The 20,274-nt window shown below is 47.0% G+C and carries 17 protein-coding genes; 14 read left to right on the forward strand and 3 right to left on the reverse strand.

The window, feature by feature from the left end:
• The first annotated feature begins 166 nt into the window (after positions 1–166).
• The 7 genes from CHH60_RS20910 to CHH60_RS20940 all read left to right on the forward strand — a co-directional run bounded on the left by CHH60_RS20910 (position 167) and on the right by CHH60_RS20940 (position 8,453).
• Complete coding sequence (locus tag CHH60_RS20910; RefSeq protein ID WP_095360966.1) at positions 167–871, forward strand: ABC transporter ATP-binding protein; 705 nt, start codon at positions 167–169, stop codon at positions 869–871.
• Entirely contained in the window at positions 871–3,210 is a 2,340-nt protein-coding gene (locus CHH60_RS20915; protein ID WP_095361020.1) for an ABC transporter permease, read from the forward strand. Before CHH60_RS20910 ends, CHH60_RS20915 begins: the two co-directional genes overlap by 1 nt.
• 111 nt (positions 3,211–3,321) lie before the next feature.
• Entirely contained in the window at positions 3,322–4,029 is a 708-nt protein-coding gene (locus CHH60_RS20920; protein ID WP_095360967.1) for a DNA alkylation repair protein, read from the forward strand.
• A gap of 252 nt (positions 4,030–4,281) precedes the next feature.
• Positions 4,282–5,091: an ABC transporter ATP-binding protein gene (locus CHH60_RS20925; protein WP_095360968.1), complete on the forward strand. Its 810-nt coding sequence runs from the start codon at positions 4,282–4,284 to the stop codon at positions 5,089–5,091.
• A gap of 91 nt (positions 5,092–5,182) precedes the next feature.
• Positions 5,183–5,938 (forward strand): ABC transporter permease, encoded by a 756-nt coding sequence (locus tag CHH60_RS20930; protein WP_255248028.1) that lies wholly within the window; start codon positions 5,183–5,185, stop codon positions 5,936–5,938.
• Between the two features lie 111 nt (positions 5,939–6,049).
• Positions 6,050–7,060, forward strand: coding sequence for an ABC transporter substrate-binding protein (locus tag CHH60_RS20935; protein WP_095360970.1), 1,011 nt, complete (start codon positions 6,050–6,052; stop codon positions 7,058–7,060).
• A gap of 34 nt (positions 7,061–7,094) precedes the next feature.
• Positions 7,095–8,453, forward strand: a complete 1,359-nt coding sequence (locus tag CHH60_RS20940) for an LLM class flavin-dependent oxidoreductase (RefSeq protein WP_095360971.1) — start codon at positions 7,095–7,097, stop codon at positions 8,451–8,453.
• A 115-nt stretch (positions 8,454–8,568) separates the two neighbouring features.
• On the opposite strand, the gene CHH60_RS20945 is transcribed toward CHH60_RS20940, so the two are convergent.
• Positions 8,569–9,510: an AraC family transcriptional regulator gene (locus CHH60_RS20945; protein ID WP_095360972.1), complete on the reverse strand. Its 942-nt coding sequence runs from the start codon at positions 9,508–9,510 to the stop codon at positions 8,569–8,571.
• 168 nt (positions 9,511–9,678) lie between these two features.
• Between CHH60_RS20945 and CHH60_RS20950 the strand changes: the two genes are divergently transcribed.
• The 5 genes from CHH60_RS20950 (at position 9,679) to CHH60_RS20970 (ending at position 15,382) form a co-directional block, all read left to right on the forward strand.
• The gene (locus tag CHH60_RS20950; RefSeq protein WP_095360973.1) at positions 9,679–10,698 is read left to right on the forward strand and encodes a glycoside hydrolase family 88/105 protein; all 1,020 of its coding nucleotides are present in this window, start codon (positions 9,679–9,681) and stop codon (positions 10,696–10,698) included.
• A 12-nt stretch (positions 10,699–10,710) separates the two neighbouring features.
• On the forward strand, positions 10,711–12,891 hold the full coding sequence (gene gnpA, locus CHH60_RS20955; protein WP_095360974.1) for a 1,3-beta-galactosyl-N-acetylhexosamine phosphorylase: 2,181 nt from the start codon (positions 10,711–10,713) through the stop codon (positions 12,889–12,891).
• A gap of 165 nt (positions 12,892–13,056) precedes the next feature.
• Entirely contained in the window at positions 13,057–13,500 is a 444-nt protein-coding gene (locus CHH60_RS20960) for an NUDIX hydrolase (protein WP_095360975.1), read from the forward strand.
• Position 13,501: 1 nt separating this feature from the next.
• Positions 13,502–14,239, forward strand: a complete 738-nt coding sequence (locus CHH60_RS20965; protein ID WP_095360976.1) for an SMI1/KNR4 family protein — start codon at positions 13,502–13,504, stop codon at positions 14,237–14,239.
• A 153-nt stretch (positions 14,240–14,392) separates the two neighbouring features.
• Positions 14,393–15,382, forward strand: coding sequence for a phosphotransferase (locus CHH60_RS20970; protein WP_095360977.1), 990 nt, complete (start codon positions 14,393–14,395; stop codon positions 15,380–15,382).
• Positions 15,383–15,486: 104 nt separating this feature from the next.
• On the opposite strand, the gene CHH60_RS20975 is transcribed toward CHH60_RS20970, so the two are convergent.
• Both CHH60_RS20975 and CHH60_RS20980 read right to left on the reverse strand, forming a co-directional pair.
• A complete protein-coding gene (locus CHH60_RS20975; RefSeq protein WP_095360978.1) occupies positions 15,487–16,479 on the reverse strand; it encodes a DUF4003 family protein in 993 nt (330 codons plus the stop codon).
• 33 nt (positions 16,480–16,512) lie between these two features.
• On the reverse strand, positions 16,513–16,878 hold the full coding sequence (locus CHH60_RS20980) for a DUF6713 family protein (protein ID WP_095360979.1): 366 nt from the start codon (positions 16,876–16,878) through the stop codon (positions 16,513–16,515).
• Positions 16,879–17,148: 270 nt separating this feature from the next.
• Here CHH60_RS20980 and CHH60_RS20985 point away from each other — a divergent pair, with 270 nt between their 5' ends.
• Positions 17,149–18,528, forward strand: coding sequence for an amino acid permease (locus CHH60_RS20985; protein ID WP_095360980.1), 1,380 nt, complete (start codon positions 17,149–17,151; stop codon positions 18,526–18,528).
• A gap of 222 nt (positions 18,529–18,750) precedes the next feature.
• A complete protein-coding gene (locus tag CHH60_RS20990; protein WP_095360981.1) occupies positions 18,751–20,265 on the forward strand; it encodes an alpha/beta hydrolase family protein in 1,515 nt (504 codons plus the stop codon).
• The last annotated feature ends 9 nt before the right edge of the window (positions 20,266–20,274 follow it).

Below are 20,274 nucleotides of genomic sequence, written 5' to 3' on the forward strand. Positions count from 1 at the left end.
TTCCTCAGGCATGAATGGGATTTTACTTAGCAAGTAGCGGAGCGAAATCCTTCTTGAGGCTGATGCTGGAATACATCGCTTGTCGGGTGTTTCCTGTACGGTAAGGTGTAACATGGAGAATAGCGCATCAAGGCCAATAGAAAATTCTTTGCGAGGAGATGTAAGCGTGAAAACGTTCATTGAGTTCAGGAAGGTAACGAAAGAATATCAGATTGGGGAAGTTCCGATCAGAGCTTTGGACGACGCGGAATTTTCCATATCGGAAGGAGAGTTCGTCGTTATTTTGGGTGCAAGCGGTGCCGGTAAAAGTACGATTCTGAATATACTTGGCGGTATGGATACGGCGACTTCCGGACAAGTGACCGTTGGGGATCAGGACATTGCCACATGGGATGAAAAAAAGTTGACGACCTATCGTGGAGAAAAAGTTGGCTTTGTATTTCAGTTTTATAACCTGATCCCGAACTTGAACGCATTGGAAAATGTTGAGTTTGCCACAGAAGTAGGTAAGAATCAGCTGAATGCCGCAGATATTTTACATCAAGTCGGATTGAAGCATCGCATGAAAAACTTTCCTTCCCAGCTCTCTGGAGGTGAACAACAACGAGTTGCGATCGCCAGAGCTGTTGCGAAAAATCCTCTACTCCTGCTCTGCGACGAGCCAACTGGCGCATTGGATTATGTTACAGGCAAATCCGTCCTCAAGCTTCTTCAAGATGTGAACAGGCAAATGAAAAAATGCGTTGTTCTGGTCACTCATAATACGGCGATTGCTCCTATGGCCGACAAAATAATCAGAGTCAAAAGTGGGAAAGTCGATAGTGTAATGATAAATGATAATAAACAAAACGTTGAAAGCATTGAATGGTGATGGTGATGACGAAATTAGCAGTGAAGCTGCTCAGGGACGTTAAACAATCTTTTGTTCAATTTACAGCCTTGGCATTGGTAATCGCAGTAGGGGCTTTTTTCTATGCAGGACTGAATAGTTATAGCAAGGAGCAGCGTGCTTATGTACAAACTTATTATACAGAGCACAATTTAAGTGACTTGAATGTTTATTACGATCATATTTCCAGTGCAGATGCTGCTCGTTTAAGTGAAGTGGAAGGCATTAATAGAATCGAAGCACGGTACACGACGGATGCAACGCAACATGTTCAAGGTGGCACAACCTCACTGAAAATCCATTCCATTCCCGCAGACAACCACATCAATACATCTACGATTATCGAGGGACACATGCCGTCCAATAAAAATGAGATCATCATGGATTCCCATTACGCCCAAGAGCATCATTATCAGGTCGGTGATACGATCCGTATGATTGCGAATGAAAGAGAGCTTGCGTTTAAGATCAGCGGTTTGGTCGAAAATGTTGAATATGTGAAAAAGAATGCGACACAAGACCATAAAACCTACGGATTTGCTTATGTTGCCGAAGAGGCGATCACCGAAGTATCGAGGACAGGCAGCGTGGTCTATAATGAACTACTCATTGATGCCACCGAAGGCTATGATGTGGATCAGCTGGGCCTAGTCATCGAAAGGCAATCCAAGGGTCTTTCTTATTTAGATCAACGAAGCAAAGAGCGGTCATTTGGTTACACTCAAATTCATCAAACCATTTATAACAACAGCATGATGAGCAGGGTGATTCCCTTGGTGCTCTTTTTGATCTCTGCCACCATCCTGTTTCTTACGATGTCCAGGACGATTGATTCGCATCGACATCAAATTGGGATTATGAAAGCTCTGGGGATCAAGGACAGAAACATCATGCTTCATTACATGGGATACCCTGTGCTAATAAGTATTGTTGGGTCGATCATGGGATGTATCATTGCAGCTTACGTATTTATTCCTTTGGTGACTGCGTCCAGTTCAACGTCATATTCATTGCCTGGCATCTCTTTTTCGCTTTCATTATTTTCGGTCATACCACCTATTATTTTTTCCTGTTTTTTTGGACTCCTGTCCGTTTACTTTAGCGGGAGAAGCGTACTGAAGGAACGTGCAGCCGACGCAATGCGTCCCAAACCACCTCAAAAGATGAAGAAGCTGTTTATCGAACGATTTCCGGGGATCTGGAACCGGACTTCCTACAACCATAAGCTCATTTTGAGAAACCTGTTTTTAAATAAAAGAAAAGCGCTGGCAAGCTCCATAGGCATCATTGCAAGCACCGTATTGTTGATTACTGCATTGGGGACGCAATCTGCCTTGCAAAAAATAGCCGATCAAGTCGAAGAGGTATACACCTATGACTTTAAAGTGGATTATAAGACAGATTCATCGTTGGGAGCATTACAGCTGCCTTCCGGCATCAAACAACGTTTTTTGTTGTCTGCCTTTCCCGTTGAATTCATAAAAGGGAAGGATAAAGAAAACGCAACGTTGATTGTAACAGAAAAAGAAAACCATCTCATTCGTTTCCATGATGAGAACGGGAATGAACTATCGTTGCAGCACAATGGCGTGCTTGTGCCCCAATCTTATGCCGAACATTACAACATTGCAGAGGGAGATACCATTCAAATCAAGTTCACCAAACCAGGGCTTCACAATCAATCCGTTGATATGAAGGTTATACAAATTTCCTCTCAGTTCAACAATCCTTCCTTTTATATCACGCCAGCCTATTTGAAAAGCTTTAACATTGACTATAGTCCGACCTCGCTTTTAATTGAAGCGAATAACGATGCCGATCTTTCCGACATTCGCAGCTTTTTTGAACAGGATAAGCGTGTGGATTCCATTACAGACAAGACGAATCTGAAGGAATCGGCCCAGTATATTTTGAAACAAAACCGCTTTATGTTCATCATGTTTGTCATTAGTGCTGTTGTGCTCTCTTTTGGAGCTGTATACACGATATCGTCCATAAATATATACGAACGTAAACGTGAACTTGCGACGCTTAAGGTATTGGGCTATCCCAAAAACAAAATAAACAGACTCATCTTTGTTGAGAACGTTATACTAACTGCCTTTGCGGTCGTTGTAGCTCTGCCTATGGGAGTTCATTTTTATACCTTAGTCGTACAGGCATTGTCGAGTACCCACCAACAGATTCCAGGTCAGTTAAATCTTATCGTCATGTTGATTGCGGTTCTTCTAGCGTTTGTGCTGACCATTCTGTGCAACTTGCTGCTACGATTAAAAGTTACCAAGATCAATATGATTGAATCGTTAAAAAGTGTAGAATAAAATGGTGAAAAGAAGAGAATACAAGTTCTGATTTACAAGCAGTTGCATGCTCAGAAACGGAATGTGACTGCTTTGTTTATTTTTAAGATCAATATGAAGGAGCGCTGCGTAATGAATTTGGAAGAAGTGATGCAGGAGCTTGAGGCACTTGGCAAGGAGCGCACGAAAAAGATATATATGTCGAATGGTGCACATGAGCCGCTCTTCGGCGTGGCTACAGGAGCGATGAAGCCGATCGCTCGCAAAATCAAAAAGGATCAGGCGTTGGCCGAGCAGCTGTACGCAACCGGGAATTACGATGCGATGTATTTTGCGGGCGTTATTGCTGATCCAAAAGCAATGACGGAAGCGGATTTCGACCGTTGGATTGAGGACGCATATTTTTACATGATCTCCGATTTCATCGTTGCCGTTACACTATCCGAGACAGATATTGCACAGCAAGTCGCAGATCGGTGGATTGCTAGCGGCGAAGAACTGAAGATGTCGGCAGGCTGGAGCTGTTATTGCTGGCTGCTGGGCAATCGTCCGGACGCTGAGTTCTCCGAGGATAAGGTGAGCGGGATGCTGGAGAACGTGCAGGCCAAGATCCATCAATCTCCCGAGCGCACCCAATATTCGATGAGCAACTTCGTATATACCGTGGCCGTATCCTACGTTCCGCTGCATGATAAGGCTGTCGAAACGGCGAAGGCGATCGGTCCCGTTGAGGTTCAGAAGGACAAGCCCAAGAGCAAATTCCTGAATGCTTCCGATAATATTCAAAATGCCGTAGATAAAAATCGGATTGGTTTCAAACGCAAATATGTAAGGTGTTAAAGGAAAACAATGCACGTATTTTCATCTGGATTTCACATGACGAATATACATTATTTTCAAGTAGTTGTTGACAATCCAACAGGTCTAAAATATAGTAAACACATCAGATTAATGTAAATTGTGAATGTTCACATTTTAATCATTGAATGGAAGCTGACTGGTTTATCCAGAGGCTCAGAGGGCAGCGCTAGTCGTTGTCAGCTGAGCCTTTTTTGCTTAGATACCCCAAAATAAATTAGAGAGGTGAAGTCAATGGCTGCTGCTGAAAAAATCAGATTTGAAAGTGTCACCAAAACGTTCACGGTCCGCGATCCCAAGCAAAAGGAAGCGACTCAGGCCTTTACAGCTGTAAAAGATCTGGACTTTTCGGTAAGAAAAGGCGAGTTTATCACCATCGTGGGTCCGAGTGGCTGCGGAAAATCAACCTTGCTTGATATGATCAGTGGACTATCGTCACCGACACAGGGCCGCATTTTAATTGATGGCCAACCCATTACTGGCCCAGGGCTTGACCGGGGTATAGTCTTTCAGCAATACGCTTTGTTTCCGTGGAAGACGGCACGTGGCAATATTGAATTTGGATTGGAAGCCAAGGGTATTCCGAAGCAGGAGCGTAAGGAGCAGGTGGAGCATTTTCTGTCGCTGGTGGGGCTTACTCACTTCGGAGACCGTTATCCGCATGAGCTATCCGGGGGAATGAAGCAGCGTATAGCGATTGCCAGAAGCCTTGCCTTTAATCCGGATGTCTTATTGATGGATGAGCCCTTTGCTGCATTGGATGCCCAGACGCGTGAATCCCTGCAAAGTGAACTTTTGCGTATTTGGCAGAAGACCCAGAAGACCATCATTTTTATTACGCATGGTATCGATGAGGCGGTTTATCTTGGAGAACGAGTAGTGGTATTGACGCCAGGACCCGGTATGGTGAGACAAATTGTGGATATTCCGCTTCAATCACGATTGGAAGATGCGGATATTCGCTCCCATCCCGACTTCGTGAAAGCTCGCCATGAAGTATGGAGTCTGCTGCATGAACCTGAATACCGCGGTGCTTATATCTAATTGATCAAAGGAGTGTATTCCCATCGAATCTGTAAAGACTGCTCATTCAACCCTACGGCTTGGTAAACGAAGTCCTGCTGCCTTTTCTGGTGTGCTGAAGTTGTTCAAACAGTCGATTGTGTTAATTGCCTTGGTCTTACTGTGGGAGGTCGCACCAAGGACAGGCTTGGTAGATGCAGCATTTTTCCCTGCCTTTTCCGAGGTCATCCGGGCATTATGGAGTTTGATCATCTCAGGTGAGCTTTTCACTCACTTTCTGGCAAGCATCATTCGTTCATTCAGTGGATTCGCCTTAGCCTTACTTATTGCAATCCCGTTAGGATTACTGATTGGCTGGTATCCATTAGCCAGACAGCTGTTGAATCCCATGCTGGAATTGTTTCGAAATACGGCTGCATTAGCGCTGCTTCCGGTATTCATGCTGCTGCTGGGTATCGGTGAAACCTCCAAGATTGCGATTGTGCTCTTTGCCTGCACATGGCCCATTCTTCTGAATACGATTGCTGCTGTCGGCAGCGTTGATCCCTTGCTGATCAAGGCAGCAAGATCGATGAATATTAAGTCCTTCAGATTATTCCTCAAGGTTATACTGCCGGCATCGGTTCCCACGATTTTTACCGGTATTCGTATGGCAGGGACAGGGGCGATCCTGGTACTTATAGCTGCCGAAATGGTAGGGGCCAAAGAAGGCTTGGGTTATCTGATTACGTATTCCCAATATAACTTCCAGATTCCTCAGATGTATGCCGGAATATTAACCATCGCCTTACTGGGGTTGTTAATTAATCAAGGCCTCAGCATGCTTGAACGTAGGTTTTCCAAATGGAAACAGCAAGTGAATGAATAGTTCTGTTCTGGTATTCCTTCAATATTTTTTTATCATTAATCCTCACTAAATCAATTGAATTAATGAGTTATAAGTAATGAACAAGACATCGTTTGGAGGAGGAGAAGCGAGATGAAACGAACATTAGGCATTCTTGTACTTGCAGGCTTGGTCAGTGGTGTCCTATCAGGCTGCTCAGATCCCAAGACCTCCGCGAAGAGCGGAGAAGAAGATCAAGTTCTGCAATATCAGTCTTCACCTGGAAGTGTTTCTTTTCCGGAGCTGGCTGCAGATTTGGGCTACTTGGGGGACTTGAAACTGGAATCCATAGGTGACAGCGTTGGGGGACCAGAAAGCATCCAATTAACGGCGACGAAACAAATCGACTTTGGATCAGCTTTTAACGGAGCCATTATCAAATCCTATTCCCAAAACGTAAAAATAAAATCGGTCGTCGGTTCATACGGCAGTGATGAACATACGTACATCGGCGCCTACACCCTTGAGGGGACGCCAATCCAATCGGCCAAAGATTTTATCGGGAAAAAGGTAGGTGTCAATATTCTCGGAGCCCATTTGGAATTTGTCCTCAAAGACTATTTACGACAAGGCAACCTGACGGAAAAAGAAATCGAACAGGTCACATTGGTGACCGTCCCAAGTTCAAGTGCGGAACAGGTGCTGCGGAATCAACAGATCGACGTGGTGATGTTAAGCGGAATCGGTCGGGACAGGGCTCTGGCAACAGGAGGAATTACCGAAATTTTCAGGGATATCGATGTGTTTGGTAAAGAGTTTACGGCAGGCGACTATTTCTTCAGTGAGGATTACATCCGGGAGAATCCGAATACGGTGAAGCAATTTGTAGACGGGGTTGCCAAAGCCATTGACTGGGCTCAGACCACACCTAGGGAGGAAGTCATCTCGCGGTTCGAGGATATTGTTAATCAGCGGGAACGCAAGGAAACGACGGAAAACCTTAAATACTGGAAGAGTACAGGCATATCGGAAAAGGGAGGCGTCATTACTCCATCGGAATACGGAACTTGGATCGACTGGCTTGTAGCGAATGGTGAGCTAAAAGAAGGTCAGGTGAAACCGGAAGATTTATATACCAACGAATATAATCCATTTGCTCAATAATGTTTAAACAAAATCAGATAAGGGAGTGGTTCGTATGACTAGAAAACAAATGAAACTGGGAGCTTTCATTAATCTGCCGGGACATCATGTAGCAAGCTGGCGTCATCCTTCTTCAGGTGCAGGCCGTGCATTCGATCTGGATTATTTAACGGAGATCGCACAGACTGCTGAGCGAGGTAAGTTCGATATGATATTTTTTGCGGATGTCCTGGGTCAGCGGCTTTCCGGTAATGCACACTCCTCATTGAAGCTGGACCCGGTTATCATCATTTCGGCCCTCGCGGCTGTAACGAAAAATATAGGGTTAACGGCCACGCTGACCACGACCTATAACGATCCATACCATGTCGCGCGCAAATTCGCAGCGATTGATCATCTGTCCAAGGGACGGGCTGCCTGGAATGTCGTCACATCCGCCAACGAGGGAGAAGCTCTTCTGTTCGGTAAAGAAAAGCATCTGCAGCATGCACTCCGTTATGAACGTGCTGAGGAATTCGTGGACGTTGTCAAGCAGCTATGGTTGTCCATCGAGGATGAGGCGCTTATCATCGACAAGGAAAATGGCCGATATCTGGATGTAGAGAAGGTACATCCGGTTAACCATGAGGGGGCATGGTTTAAGGTGCAGGGTGCTCTTGATTCCCCAACAACACCGCAAGGGCATCCTGTGATTGTTCAGGCCGGGTCTTCGGAATCTGGCAAAGAGCTGGCAGCGAAGACGGCTGAAGTCATTTTTACAGCTTGGCAAACGCTTGAAGAGGCACAGGTCTTTTATCGGGATGTCAAAGGCCGACTGGCTAAATACGGACGCAAGCCGGATGATCTGAAGATCATGCCTGGCGTGTTCATTACGGTGGCCAAAACAGAAGCAGAAGCCCTGCTGAAGCAGCAGCAGTTAAATAGCTATATCCTGCCTGAAGTGGGATTAGCATATCTGTCTGCTTTTACGAATATTGATCTGTCCGGGTATGATGTCGATGAACCACTTCCGGAGGCAAGCTCCATCGAAGATGAGACCAATCCGCGAATTCGCTATAACATCATTCGCGAAATTGCGAAACGGGAGAATCTACAATCGATCCGTGCTATCTATGAACGAATCGCAGGAGCACGTGGTCATCGGGAGATTGTCGGGACTCCGGAACAAATTGCGGATCAATTGGAAGAGTGGTTCCTGAACGATGGTGCAGATGGCTTTAATATTATGCCGCCTCATTTCCCGGAGGGCTTCAACGATATTATCGAACTGGTGGTTCCTGAATTGCAGCGGAGGGGATTATTCCGTACCGAATATGAGAGCACTACCCTTCGAGGGAATCTGGGGCTGTCTGTACCTGCCGTAAAAACGCCTGAAAAGGCATTAACCGGTGCGAGCACAGGTGAAATTGTGTAAGGCATTGGCATTAACATAACGCAACCATTCATGGTTGCGTTTTTTGTTGCGCTAATGGAGTGACCTCCATAGGGAGGAGGAAGGAAGCTTATTTTCTAGCCTTTCAAGCCTAGACCTAGACCCAGCCCGTAAACTCCAGTATGGATGCTTTGGCAGACTGCACTTCGGTTTGTGCACCTTTGCGCCACGCTTTGGGGGACTGCCCCATCAGTTTGGAGAAGCAGCGATTGAAGCTGGAAATGGAATGGAAACCGACTTGCTCGGAGATTGACAGAATGGAATGGTCGGTGCTTTTTAACTGCTTGCAGGCCTCTTCGATTCGTGTGCTGTTGATGAATTCGAGAGGGGTCGTTCTCATAATCTCATAAAATTTCCTGCGGAAATGCGTTGTGCTCAAGTGGCACAGATCGGCCAAAAAGTCGATGGTCATGGGGGTCATGTAGTTCTTGGTGATGTGCTCGAGCACGGGGGAGATAACGAGATCCCCTTTCAAGCCATGATCTGTACCCTGCTCAGACAGGGGGCGATTCCGGGAATGAATTCGAAGGAGCTCGATATACAGGGACAGCATCAAGCCGTAGGCACTTTCCTGATAATAGGGATTCTGCTGTCTTAACTCCTCTACGATCGATGTGGCAAGCGTGTACACCTTGGGATGCTGCTCCTTGCTTAGCACACAGTTCATTCCCTGTACTGCCCACAGATTCGGCTCGAAGTCACGGTATGTACCTTTTAATGAATGCTGAAACAGGTCCTCCGGCGAAAAGAAAATATAAGCCCACAAACTGGCTGTGCCAGGCGTGCTGTACGTTGTATGAGGAAGATATCGCGGAATGAAGGTCACATCGCCGGCCTGAAAGGGGACGGATTCTCCCTTGATCTCCATAATGCCGCTATCGGAGTAGCAGATGCCAATCTCCAGATGGTTATGGAAATGAAGATGCTCGCTCTTGATATCGGATATTTTCCAGCGTTCACCGCTTAATAGCAGGACGGGAAAATGGATGGGCAGGCTGTAATGACGATATTCAATAACAGGCTTCCTGGTTTTGACCATATGCGATACCCCCATTCATAAATGGTTGAAATTGCGCAGTTTTGTTACGAATATGCTTAGATTGACACCATTTTACTGCGTAGAATGGAATAAGTAAAGCGTTTACAATACGAACGGACACCTCTCAGGGTGCACTTGGGGGCATGTGTCCAGGAGAGGGGAATACCGATGCTTCAAGTGAAATATGACAGGGAAGAGATTTTAAAGGTCATCGATAACGTCACCCAAAAAACATTATCCATGGATCTGACATGGGACTGGCCTTGCGGTGTAGCCTATTACGGTGTAACCAGAGCCTACCAGACGACAGCCAACAAGGAGATTCTGGACAGGCTGGTTCAGTGGGCGGATGAATATATTGAGCTGGGCCTGCCGAGCTGGACGGTAAACACCTGTGCCATGGGCCATATGCTGATTACGTTGTATGAAGAGACAGGGGACCAGAAATATTGGGATATCGCGCTGAGCAAAGTGGATTATCTCCAGAATCATGCGCTCCGCTTCGGAGACAACGTGCTGCAGCATACCGTATCCGTTGCCAATGACTTTCCGGAACAAGCATGGGCGGATACCTTGTTTATGGCTGCATTTTTCCTACTGCGCGTAGGCAGCAAGCTGAAGGATGAAGCCATGATTCAGGATGCCCTGAATCAGTATTACTGGCATATCAAATACCTTCAGGACCCAAGCACGGGCTTCTGGTATCACGGATATAACAACGTCAATAAGGACCATATGTCCGGATTCTACTGGGGAAGAGCGAATGCCTGGGGTGCCTACACAATGTCACAGGTGAAACCTCAATTGAAGGACTGGTATTTGTATCCGCAATGCATGGACGTTGAGTGCTCGCTTCGGGACCAACTGGCAGCATTGAAGCTGGTTCAGACGGACAATGGCTTGTGGAGAACTGTGCTGGACGATGAGGAGTCCTATGAAGAAGTATCAGCGTCTTGCGGTATAGCGGCGGCCATGATCAATAACGGCAATCCGCTGCATACCAAGTATGTGCAGAAGGCATTGGACGGTGTACTGAAAAATATCACTGAAGATGGGCGTGTACTGGGCGTATCTGGCGGGACGGCTGTCATGAAGGATCGGGAAGGGTACCGCAAGATCCCCAAAGATTGGATTCAGGGCTGGGGTCAGGGCCTGGCACTCGCTTTTCTGTCCGACATGTTGAGATAGGAGGAGATCCAATTGTCCAAAAAAACAACGGGAGCCTTCACCCTGCCCGGAGAATCGGGTTATGAGGCACTGACACTGGACCTCGCTGAACGGTGGGGTGCTGATGTCATTCGTGACAGTGACGGGACGAAATTGTCGGATGAGATTATCAACGCAGGATACGGCATTTATTCGACGATCTGTATCATCCGGGATCATAATGAGTGGGCATCCCGCAATACGGATAAGCTGCAGCAATGTTTTCTCATAACGAACCCTAAGGTGGCCGTGCAGGATTACCTGTCCATCTATCTGATGGAGGATTTCTTCGCTGAACAATTTAAGGTGAACGATTCCCGGGAAGCGTTCAAGTATTGGCAGGTCTATGACCGGTCGACGGGGGAAGAGGTACCGAGAGAACAGTGGAATTATGAACGGGAATCCGGGAATGTGGTCATTAGCGGCATTGTTCCGTGGCATAAATACACTGTCAGCTTCATGGTTTACCGAATATGGGAAGAGATTTCGATGTACAACCACACGACGAATGACTGGGACAAAGAGCATCTGATGCAGATCGATCCGATCTATCCGGAGACACAAGCATACCTTCTGAATTGGATGGAAAATTGGTGTCAGGAGCACAAGGAAACGACCGTTGTTCGGTTTACTTCCCTGTTCTATAATTTCGCCTGGATCTGGGGTAGCAGTGAGCGAAATCGTCATCTGTTCTCGGACTGGGGTTCATATGATTTTACGGTAAGCTCAAGAGCGCTTGATCTGTTTGCCAAAAAGGCTGGCTATTCCCTTACGGCTGAGGATTTTGTGAATGGCGGTAAATACCGGGTCAGTCATATCCCTGCGAATCAGCGCAAGCTGGATTGGATGACATTCATTCATGATTTTGTGATTGAATTCGGCAAAAAGCTGATTGATATTGTACACAAACATGGCAAGCTGGCCTATGTTTTCTACGATGATAGCTGGGTGGGCATGGAGCCTTACAATGACCGCTTCGAAGAATTTGGATTCGACGGCATGATCAAATGTGTATTCTCCGGTTATGAGGCAAGAATGTGTTCGGGTATCAACGTGGATACGCATGAAATCCGGCTGCATCCATACCTCTTCCCGGTTGGTTTAGGCGGGCTTCCTACCTTCAAGGAGGGCGGCGACCCTACGCTGGATGCCAAGAAGTATTGGATTAATATCCGGCGTGCTCTGCTCAGAGAACCGATTGATCGAATCGGACTGGGCGGGTATCTTCATCTGGTGGAGCCTTATCCGGATTTTGTGGAATACATCGAGAAGATTGCCAATGAATTCAGGGAAATGAAGGAGCTGCATCAGGCTGGCAAGCCTTATCAGATCAAGACCAAGGTAGCCGTGCTTCATAGCTGGGGCAAACTGAGATCCTGGACGCTGTCCGGGCATTTCCATGAAACGTACATGCATGATCTCATTCACGTCAATGAAGCATTGTCGGGATTACCGGTTGAGGTGCGGTTCATCGATTTTGAAGACATCCGGCAGGGCGTACTGCATGACTGCGATGTCGTGATCAATGCTGGCTCTGCGGGTTCCGCATGGAGCGGCGGAGAGCACTGGAATGACCATACGTGTGTGGACCTACTGACGAAGTGGGTGTACGAAGGTGGTACGTTTATCGGCATTAATCAACCTTCGGCGATCGAGGGATACGACAGCTTTTTCCGAATGGCACATATTCTTGGCGTGGATGAAGATACAGGGGCAAGAGTCGTTCACGGGAAATGGTCGTATGAGGTACGAGATGAGCATGGTTTGGTACCGGATGAAGCTAGCATAACGCCGAAGAAAGGCATTTATCTTACGGATGGCACAGCTGAGGTGCTGCATGAAACGGATGGTCACATTACGTTGTCTACGCATGCTTTCGGCAAAGGGAAAGGGATCTATCTCCCCGCATTCGAATTCAACTGGGAGAATACCAGATTGCTGCTGAATCTGATTCGTTATGCAGGCGAAGAGTACGAGGAAACGAAGTATATCCCGGATAACCTGTATACCGAGTGTGCGTATTATCCTGAAAGTAACATAATGGTTGTGATCAACAATAGTGACCAGATTCAGAAAACAACGATTGATACAGAGTTTGGAAAACAAACGCTGGAATTGGCCCCGTATGATACGGTCATCACAAAAATTGGTGCAACCAATTCGGTATCCTCATAGGATATTTTCTTCATAAAATATTGTCTCATAGACCGTTTCCCTGGCGAGGGAGCGGTCTATTTGGGCAAAAAAGGAATTCTGCAGATGAATATTTTATAATGTAAATTATACAAGCAAGTAAACCGGATATTTTGTTCCAGAATTAAGATCGTGGGGGTGCAATCAATGATTCGTATGGCTGTCGGCGCGGTCATTCAAAAGGATGATAAACTGCTGTTAGTTCATAAGGTAAAGGGAGCACAGGGGAAAATCAAAGGAATGTGGGATTTCCCAAAAGGCGGGATGGAACCGCAGGACAAGAGCATGGAGGCGGCACTGCTCAGGGAATTAGAAGAAGAAACGGGATCAACAAAATTTACAATTACCAAACCGTTCAAGGACCGAATTGCTTTTCGTTTTGACGCTGTAACGCAGGAGAAATTGGGATTTGAGGGGCAGGAAACGACGATGTTTCTGGTCGAATACGCTGGAGATGGGACGGACCTGAAACCCCAGGATGATGAGATTGATGATATTCGGTGGTTCTCCATAGACGATGTCGCTCAACTGTTATTTCCGGAGGCCCGTGTATTCTTTGAAAGCTACGTTCTGGTGAGAGGAGAAGATTGAGTTGATTGCAGATTTTAGAGTGTTGGCCGAGTTCCTCCAAGGTCATGATGAGGCAGGGGGTTCCATTTCAGAGGAAGACATTCAGGAGCAGGAGCGCCGTCTTGGCAGGCCTTTTCCTGCCGTTCTGCGTGAATACTATAAGAGGTTTGGGCGGTCACAATATATTACGCAGCAGTGCAATAATCAGTATGAGCCGATGCTTCTGGAGGATATCTTTGTACCGAATTCGGATTTCTTTACAACGGACAAGGCGTTTTTGGTCTTTTATCAATGCGAAGAATCAGTGATCTATTGCGGCATCCGTTTCAGTGATCTGACGAAGGAAGACCCGCCGGTGTATCTATGTGCCTGGAACCATCCGGATTGGGCGCTGGAGAATGAATCGCTCACCAATTTCCTGGTAAGTAAGGCATTCATTCAGATGGGGGTGGAGGACAGGCTGCCTTATTGGGTTATTTTTGATGAGAACATGTGGGGGTTATCGGACTATCGATCCTATTGGGGATTAAGCGACGGAGCATATGAAATTTCAGAAATGTCATCTCTTCAGGCTTGGCGGATATTTTGTAGGGATCATGTCATTCTTCTATTCGAACTGGCTGTTGGTGAAAACGAGGATGATGTATTAGCCGTATATCTGGCTTCTTTTGACCGGGAGCGTATAGCGAACCTGTTGAGTCGTATAACGCAGGACAGGCAGCTGCCCGACTACCGAACGAATCTTGGATCGTCGCGGTAATCACTGGTTTGGTCAGTAAGCATCTTGTCGGGCTTCATGATGGAGGAGTTTGCTAAGATACACTTTTTCTTCACTTTACTTCCATAGTTTACCTGCAACCTATATATTAATTGTTAGGAGTAACAGAAATTATTAAATCAAAGGAGCATTAATATGCTTAATTTTAATCAACCAATGGCATTGCGCTCTATTCTAAGCCCGAAATATTTGGAATTTGCTCTAAGAGATCAATATGATATGGGTCAATGGGAAGAATGCTTGTTTTGGCTGCGAGGATTGAATGATACATACCGTGTAAAAACGTCCACTGGCTTGCACATCCTTCGGGTATACCGTGCCGAGATCGGGGAGGAAGAAGTCATCACGGAGTTATCCGTGCTATCTCAATTGAAAGCAATATTGAATTCTTCCGTGCATGCAGATGTTGGTGATTACATGAAGAGGAAGGATAATCGTGGTTACACCGTTCTGGATGCGCCGGAAGGCAAACGGGTCGCCGTGATGTTCCGCTATATTGAGGGGACCGAGAACAACCTGGAGGATGAGGAGTCCTGTTATGCTTTTGGTCAGTCTGCAGCTGAGCTGCATAAGGCAATGGATCAGGTGGTACTGGAGCAGCCCAGATATGAGCTGAATACACGATTTCTGATTGATCAGCCGCTCGCGCGCATTCTGGCATATATCGGAGAGTCGCATGAAGCAGGACCGTTTTTGGTTGCGTTTACTGAGGAGCTGAAGAAGCGTATTGCAGCATCTGCCCCTACTCTGGAGTGGGGACTGTGTCATGGCGATATGCATGGCAACAATAATGCCTTTCAGCAGGGAGGCTCGTTTACGCATTATGACCTGGAGTGGACAGCCAAAGGCTGGCGTGCCTACGATCTGGCTCAGGTAAAGGCTAGAAAGAGGCAATCCGGTGAGCAAAAAGCAGCATTATGGAATGCGCTCATGGCAGGTTATCGTTCGATACGAAGCTTCTCTCCAGAGGACGAGCAGGCTGTAGACCTGTTCATTATTGCTCGCAGATTCTGGGTCATGGGTCTGGATGTTGCTTTTATCGAAAATGATATGGGAGCACTCGATTATGGTGACGATTGGCTGAACAGTTTCATCGAGGAATTTCGAGAAACGGGAATCATATAGTTTCGGAAGATGATGAATTGTTCTACACCTATTTTGAATCATCTTAAGCCCCCTCTGAATCAATCAGAGGGGGCATTTTTCATAATAAGAAGCCCTGGCGAACGTTAGCTTGAAGATGATGAGGCGGCAGCAGCAGCTGAAGCCGCGGCAGCGGAGGCCATGGCAGCCTGCTGCGCGATTATAATGTTGGTGATGCTGGTAGAGAGCGCCGTGGTCAGCACACCGCTTCGCAGATTCTCAACATGCTGAACAGCCACTAAGGCAGATGAGAATAGAAGCAGCTCCTGTTTGGTGATTGACCATGCCCCGAAGCCCTTTTGATCACGCAGCCAGTCGAACGTTTCTTGCACCTGATCCACCAGTGTGTCTTGGTGGACAGGCAGCAGGGAGAGCACTCCGAGGGAGGATAGGGTATACGTTTTATCCAAGCGGATGCTGCGTTTACGGAACGCCTCCTGTAATGCCAATACACGTGCGCTTGATTCAGGGTTGTCGTCTCCAAGGACCAGTACCTGGGTCAATGCCTGCACGCTGTTGCCAGGGGAGAATTCTGGCTTCAGTTCACGATAGAGCTGCTCCATACGGGCTACACCGAATTCCACATCCAGATCGGAGAGAGCCAGCATGGCTGCGAAAATATAGTCATCCTGCCCGGTCAGGAAGCGGTGTTTTGCTTTCATCTGATCGTAAAAAGCTTTGGCACGCTCCACCGTGTACTGAAACTGGTCAGGCGCTGCCTGGGCAGCAATCTGATAGGCGGCCACGGCCAGGAAATCGGAAGAACGAAACTTGATCTGTTTCATCAGATCGTAGACATGTAGGGTATCCGCCAGCTTCGACTCCTGATCCGTGGTAAGGGAGAGCATGGCGGCAATGCTGATAGCCGAATTGCCCCTGAATACGGAAAAGAGGTTTGTATTTTGCTTCATCAGATCATGACTTTGGCGAATGGCCTCGCCATCTGCAGTTTTATTTTCGCCTGCATAGAGAAGTGCCGCCAGGCGATGCATCATCGGATTTTGCCATTTGAACGACTTCTTGATGATCTGTGCGTTGGAAACGAATAATTCGACTCGTGCTGCGTGCTGCTGTTCCATATGCAGACCTCCCGAAATGAGTAGTTGTTACCCCTAGTTTATTAGGAAAATCAAATGGATTAAAGCAAAAATTCCCATGGGGTAGATGAATGACCTTGAGAACGAATTTTTAAATTGATTGCGAGGGTGCTTCTCAAACCAGAAATGCAATATCGTATGTATGATGAAAAAGATGTCCAGTACCCAGAATGTAATCGTCTGATATGAACTGAAGAGCAGGGAGAGGATGACAGTGTATAAGGGCAGGTGCACCCATGTGAAATATTTATAAGCTTTCTCGTCTTCCATCTCTTTCAACACGATAAATAACCTCCACTCGGACCGCCTGATCGCATCCATTTCGTGCAGAAGAAATAGAGACAGGTTGAACAAAAATAAAACCAGTAACAAGTCAGGCATGTCGTGCCTCCTCTATAAGCATTTATTGAAGATACGGATGGGTAGCGAGATTGTTCCAGTATCCTGTCTGTTAGGCCATGTTCGATGCGGCTATACTTAAAATCCAAAAATGATAAACATTCTTAATAAAAACGCTTCCTTACATTCCTTGTTGTATTTCTGCGGCACATCTCGTACAATTTGGTGAAGCAATTCTGCATTGCGTTAATGTGAACATGGAAATGTAATTCTGACAACACGAAGCTGCACACAAGAAAAGGGGAGAATCGTTTGGAATCGAAGCAACTATCTAGAGGGCTTAAGCCCCGTCACGTTGAGCTGATTGCACTCGGGGGTACAATCGGCGTTGGATTGTTCATGGGATCGGCGAGTACGATCAAATGGGCAGGTCCTTCGGTGCTGCTGGCCTATCTGCTGGCCGGGATCATTATCTTTTTTGTCATGCGTATTATGGGAGAAATGTTGATTCAGGAGCCTGTCACCGGATCCTTTGCCACATTTGCTCATAAATATATCAGTCCGCTTGCCGGGTTCCTGACCGCCTGGAGTTACTGGTTCCTCTGGGTAACGGTGGGGATGGCGGAAGTTACGGCAATCGGTATCTATGTCGGATACTGGTTTCCGGATATTCCACAATGGCTGCCGGCACTGGCTGGTGTGCTCATTATTGCGGCGGCAAATCTGGCTGCGGTGAAATATTACGGGGAGTTTGAATTCTGGTTCGCCATGATTAAGGTAACAGCCATTGTGTTTATGATCGTGATCGGAACCGGCTTAATCTTCTTCGGTCTGGGGAACGGCGGACAGCCGATCGGATTATCGAATTTGGTGAGTCATGGTGGCTTCTTCCCGGGAGGAATAAAAGGATTCCTGTTTGCTCTATGTATCGTAACGGCTGCCTATCAAGGCGTGGAAATGGTCGGTATTACAGCCGGAGAAGCGGAGAATCCGAAGCAAACGCTGCGTAAAGCGATCAAAAATATCGTGTGGCGTATCCTTATCTTTTATGCAGGGGCTATCTTTGTCATCGTGACACTGTACCCGTGGAATGAAGTGGGGCAGACGGGCAGCCCGTTTGTACTCACATTTGCCAAGGTCGGTATCGTGGCTGCTGCGGGCATTATCAACTTCGTGGTGCTCACGGCGGCGATGTCGGGGTGTAACAGCGGAATTTACAGTGCGGGACGTATGTTATATACGCTTGCGGAGAATGGACAGGCACCTGCCTTCTTCAAAAAGTTGTCCAAAGGCGGGGTTCCACGCAACAGCATTATTATAACGATCTCCCTGTTGTTGATCGGTGTAATCTTGAACTACCTGATGCCGGATTCCAAGTTGTTCCTGTATATCTACAGTGCAAGTGTTCTTCCGGGGATGGTGCCATGGTTTGCACTGGCCTTCAGCCAGTTCCGATTCAGAAAGCGTTGGGGTAATGAGATGGGGGAACACAACTTCAAGTCCAAGTGGTTCCCCATCAGCAACTACATTATTATTGTGTATCTGATCCTCGTTATCATCGGGATGGCGTTTAACCCGGATACACGCTTGCCCCTAATTGTAGGTGCGACCTTTATGGCCATCGTAGTAATCGGATATTTCATATTCGGTATTGGGAAAAAGCAGCGTGTAGAGGGTGGGGAAGATCATTAATTTGAATGTGGTAACATTGTAATATCATCGTATCGTATATGCATTCCTTGAACACATCGGAGAACCTTCGGGTAATCCAATGCCATTCAGGGAGTGCATTTTTTGTGTCTTCTAAATTTCTCTCTTGAATCTCCTGTTACTGGAGGTTTTAGGATATGAGATAGAAGAGCTGCTGCGCGATACATATCAATTCATTGCGGCGAACAAGGGGGCATAAGCAAGATGAGGACAATCGAATGGATTTATCTTATTTTCAACGTAATGATGCTGGTGTGGTTGATCGGTGCGCGGAATAAACCGCGGAAATGGGTATGGGGAGGGTTGGTCATATCGGCAGCCCTACTGGTGATCCATGGTCTCGTCGAGGGAATGCGCTGGCCGATGATTCCGGCATACCTGCTGACACTGGTTCCTGCCGTTGTTGTAATCACAGAAGCAAGACGGCATCGGCGTGTAGGTGTGATCTCGAAAAAAGATGAACGTGCTGTCGATTCAACTGCGTCAGCAGCGCAAAAGTCTGGTCGTGTGCGAGCCATTGCAGTATCGTTGATGGTGTTGGTGTATGCAGCGGTTACGGTAGGTCTGCCGCTTCTATTTCCGGTATTTTCGTTTGAGAAACCAACAGGTCCTTATGGTATCGGCACAGTCTCCTATGATTGGACGGACAATAGCCGGGAGGAATTGCTGACGAGTACCGCTGGAGACCAAAGGGAGCTGATGGTACAGATCTGGTATCCAACAGATCCCGATGCCAAGGGGAAAACAGCTCCGTATGTAAACGATCCAGCGGTTTATGCAACAGCCTTCAATGAAGTGCTGCAGCTGCCGAAGCTGTTATTCTCAAGTTTGGGCCAGGTCCAAACTCATGCAATACAGGAAGCATCGTTATCGGATGCGGAGGCCAGGTATCCGGTGATCCTTTTCTCTCATGGTCTGCATGGCTATGAAAATCAAAATACGTTCCAGGTGGAGCAGCTTGTTAGTCAGGGTTACATTGTCGTTGGCATTAATCACACCTACAGCAGTTTGGTATCCGTATTTCCGGATGGACGTGTGGCTCAGTTTGAATCGGAGGGCAAAGAGGGCTTCGAACAGCTGCAATTCAGTTATATGGACAAGCTTAATGAGACCTGGGTGAAGGATGCGCAATTCGTACTGGATGAGGTGGAGAAATTGGCTGCGAATGATCCGAGCGGACGTTTTACCGGTCACATGGATCTGGACAACATGGGCATGTTCGGGCATTCATTTGGCGGGGCAACGACGGTACAGATGTTGATGGATGATCCGCGCCTCAAGGCAGGCATGAATATGGATGGGGTACTTTTTGGCGAGAAACCCATTCCTGCTGAAGGAGTTGGCAAACCGTTCCTGATGATGAGTGCAGACACAACGGTTGCAGGAACAAGCGTCATGAGTGACGAAGAGATCGCTGCCATGGGCACGACCCGTCCGGAAGCCGAGAAATACTATGAGGAAGTATACGCACGCTATGAGCCGGTAACGGCAGGAGGAAACTACTGGATGGAGCTGAATAACACCAAACATCTGAGTTTCTCTGACCTCTATTTGATATCTCCTATTCTGGAATGGTCCCAGGGTGTAGATGCGCATGAGGCACAACAGTTGATAAATGATACAACCATCGACTTTTTTAATCACTACCTGAAAGGACAACCGCTGCAGATGGATAGTAACGTGGGAGAACATGAATCCTATTCGTTGAAAAAGGGATAAACGGATAAA

It is taken from the genome of Paenibacillus sp. 7523-1 (assembly GCF_002276415.1).
GTDB lineage: Bacteria > Bacillota > Bacilli > Paenibacillales > Paenibacillaceae > Paenibacillus > Paenibacillus illinoisensis_A.

Excerpts from the sequence above, each read along its gene's own strand:
- CHH60_RS20915 (WP_095361020.1), top strand. The coding sequence starts at position 871 with ATGGTGATGACGAAATTAGCAGTGAAGCTGCTCAGGGACGTTAAACAA.
- CHH60_RS20920 (WP_095360967.1), top strand. The coding sequence starts at position 3,322 with ATGAATTTGGAAGAAGTGATGCAGGAGCTTGAGGCACTTGGCAAGGAG.
- CHH60_RS20925 (WP_095360968.1), top strand. The coding sequence starts at position 4,282 with ATGGCTGCTGCTGAAAAAATCAGATTTGAAAGTGTCACCAAAACGTTC.
- CHH60_RS20935 (WP_095360970.1), top strand. The coding sequence starts at position 6,050 with ATGAAACGAACATTAGGCATTCTTGTACTTGCAGGCTTGGTCAGTGGT.
- CHH60_RS20940 (WP_095360971.1), top strand. The coding sequence starts at position 7,095 with ATGACTAGAAAACAAATGAAACTGGGAGCTTTCATTAATCTGCCGGGA.
- CHH60_RS20945 (WP_095360972.1), bottom strand. The coding sequence starts at position 9,510 with ATGGTCAAAACCAGGAAGCCTGTTATTGAATATCGTCATTACAGCCTG.
- CHH60_RS20950 (WP_095360973.1), top strand. The coding sequence starts at position 9,679 with ATGCTTCAAGTGAAATATGACAGGGAAGAGATTTTAAAGGTCATCGAT.
- CHH60_RS20960 (WP_095360975.1), top strand. The coding sequence starts at position 13,057 with ATGATTCGTATGGCTGTCGGCGCGGTCATTCAAAAGGATGATAAACTG.
- CHH60_RS20970 (WP_095360977.1), top strand. The coding sequence starts at position 14,393 with ATGCTTAATTTTAATCAACCAATGGCATTGCGCTCTATTCTAAGCCCG.
- CHH60_RS20975 (WP_095360978.1), bottom strand. The coding sequence starts at position 16,479 with ATGGAACAGCAGCACGCAGCACGAGTCGAATTATTCGTTTCCAACGCA.
- CHH60_RS20980 (WP_095360979.1), bottom strand. The coding sequence starts at position 16,878 with ATGCCTGACTTGTTACTGGTTTTATTTTTGTTCAACCTGTCTCTATTT.
- CHH60_RS20990 (WP_095360981.1), top strand. The coding sequence starts at position 18,751 with ATGAGGACAATCGAATGGATTTATCTTATTTTCAACGTAATGATGCTG.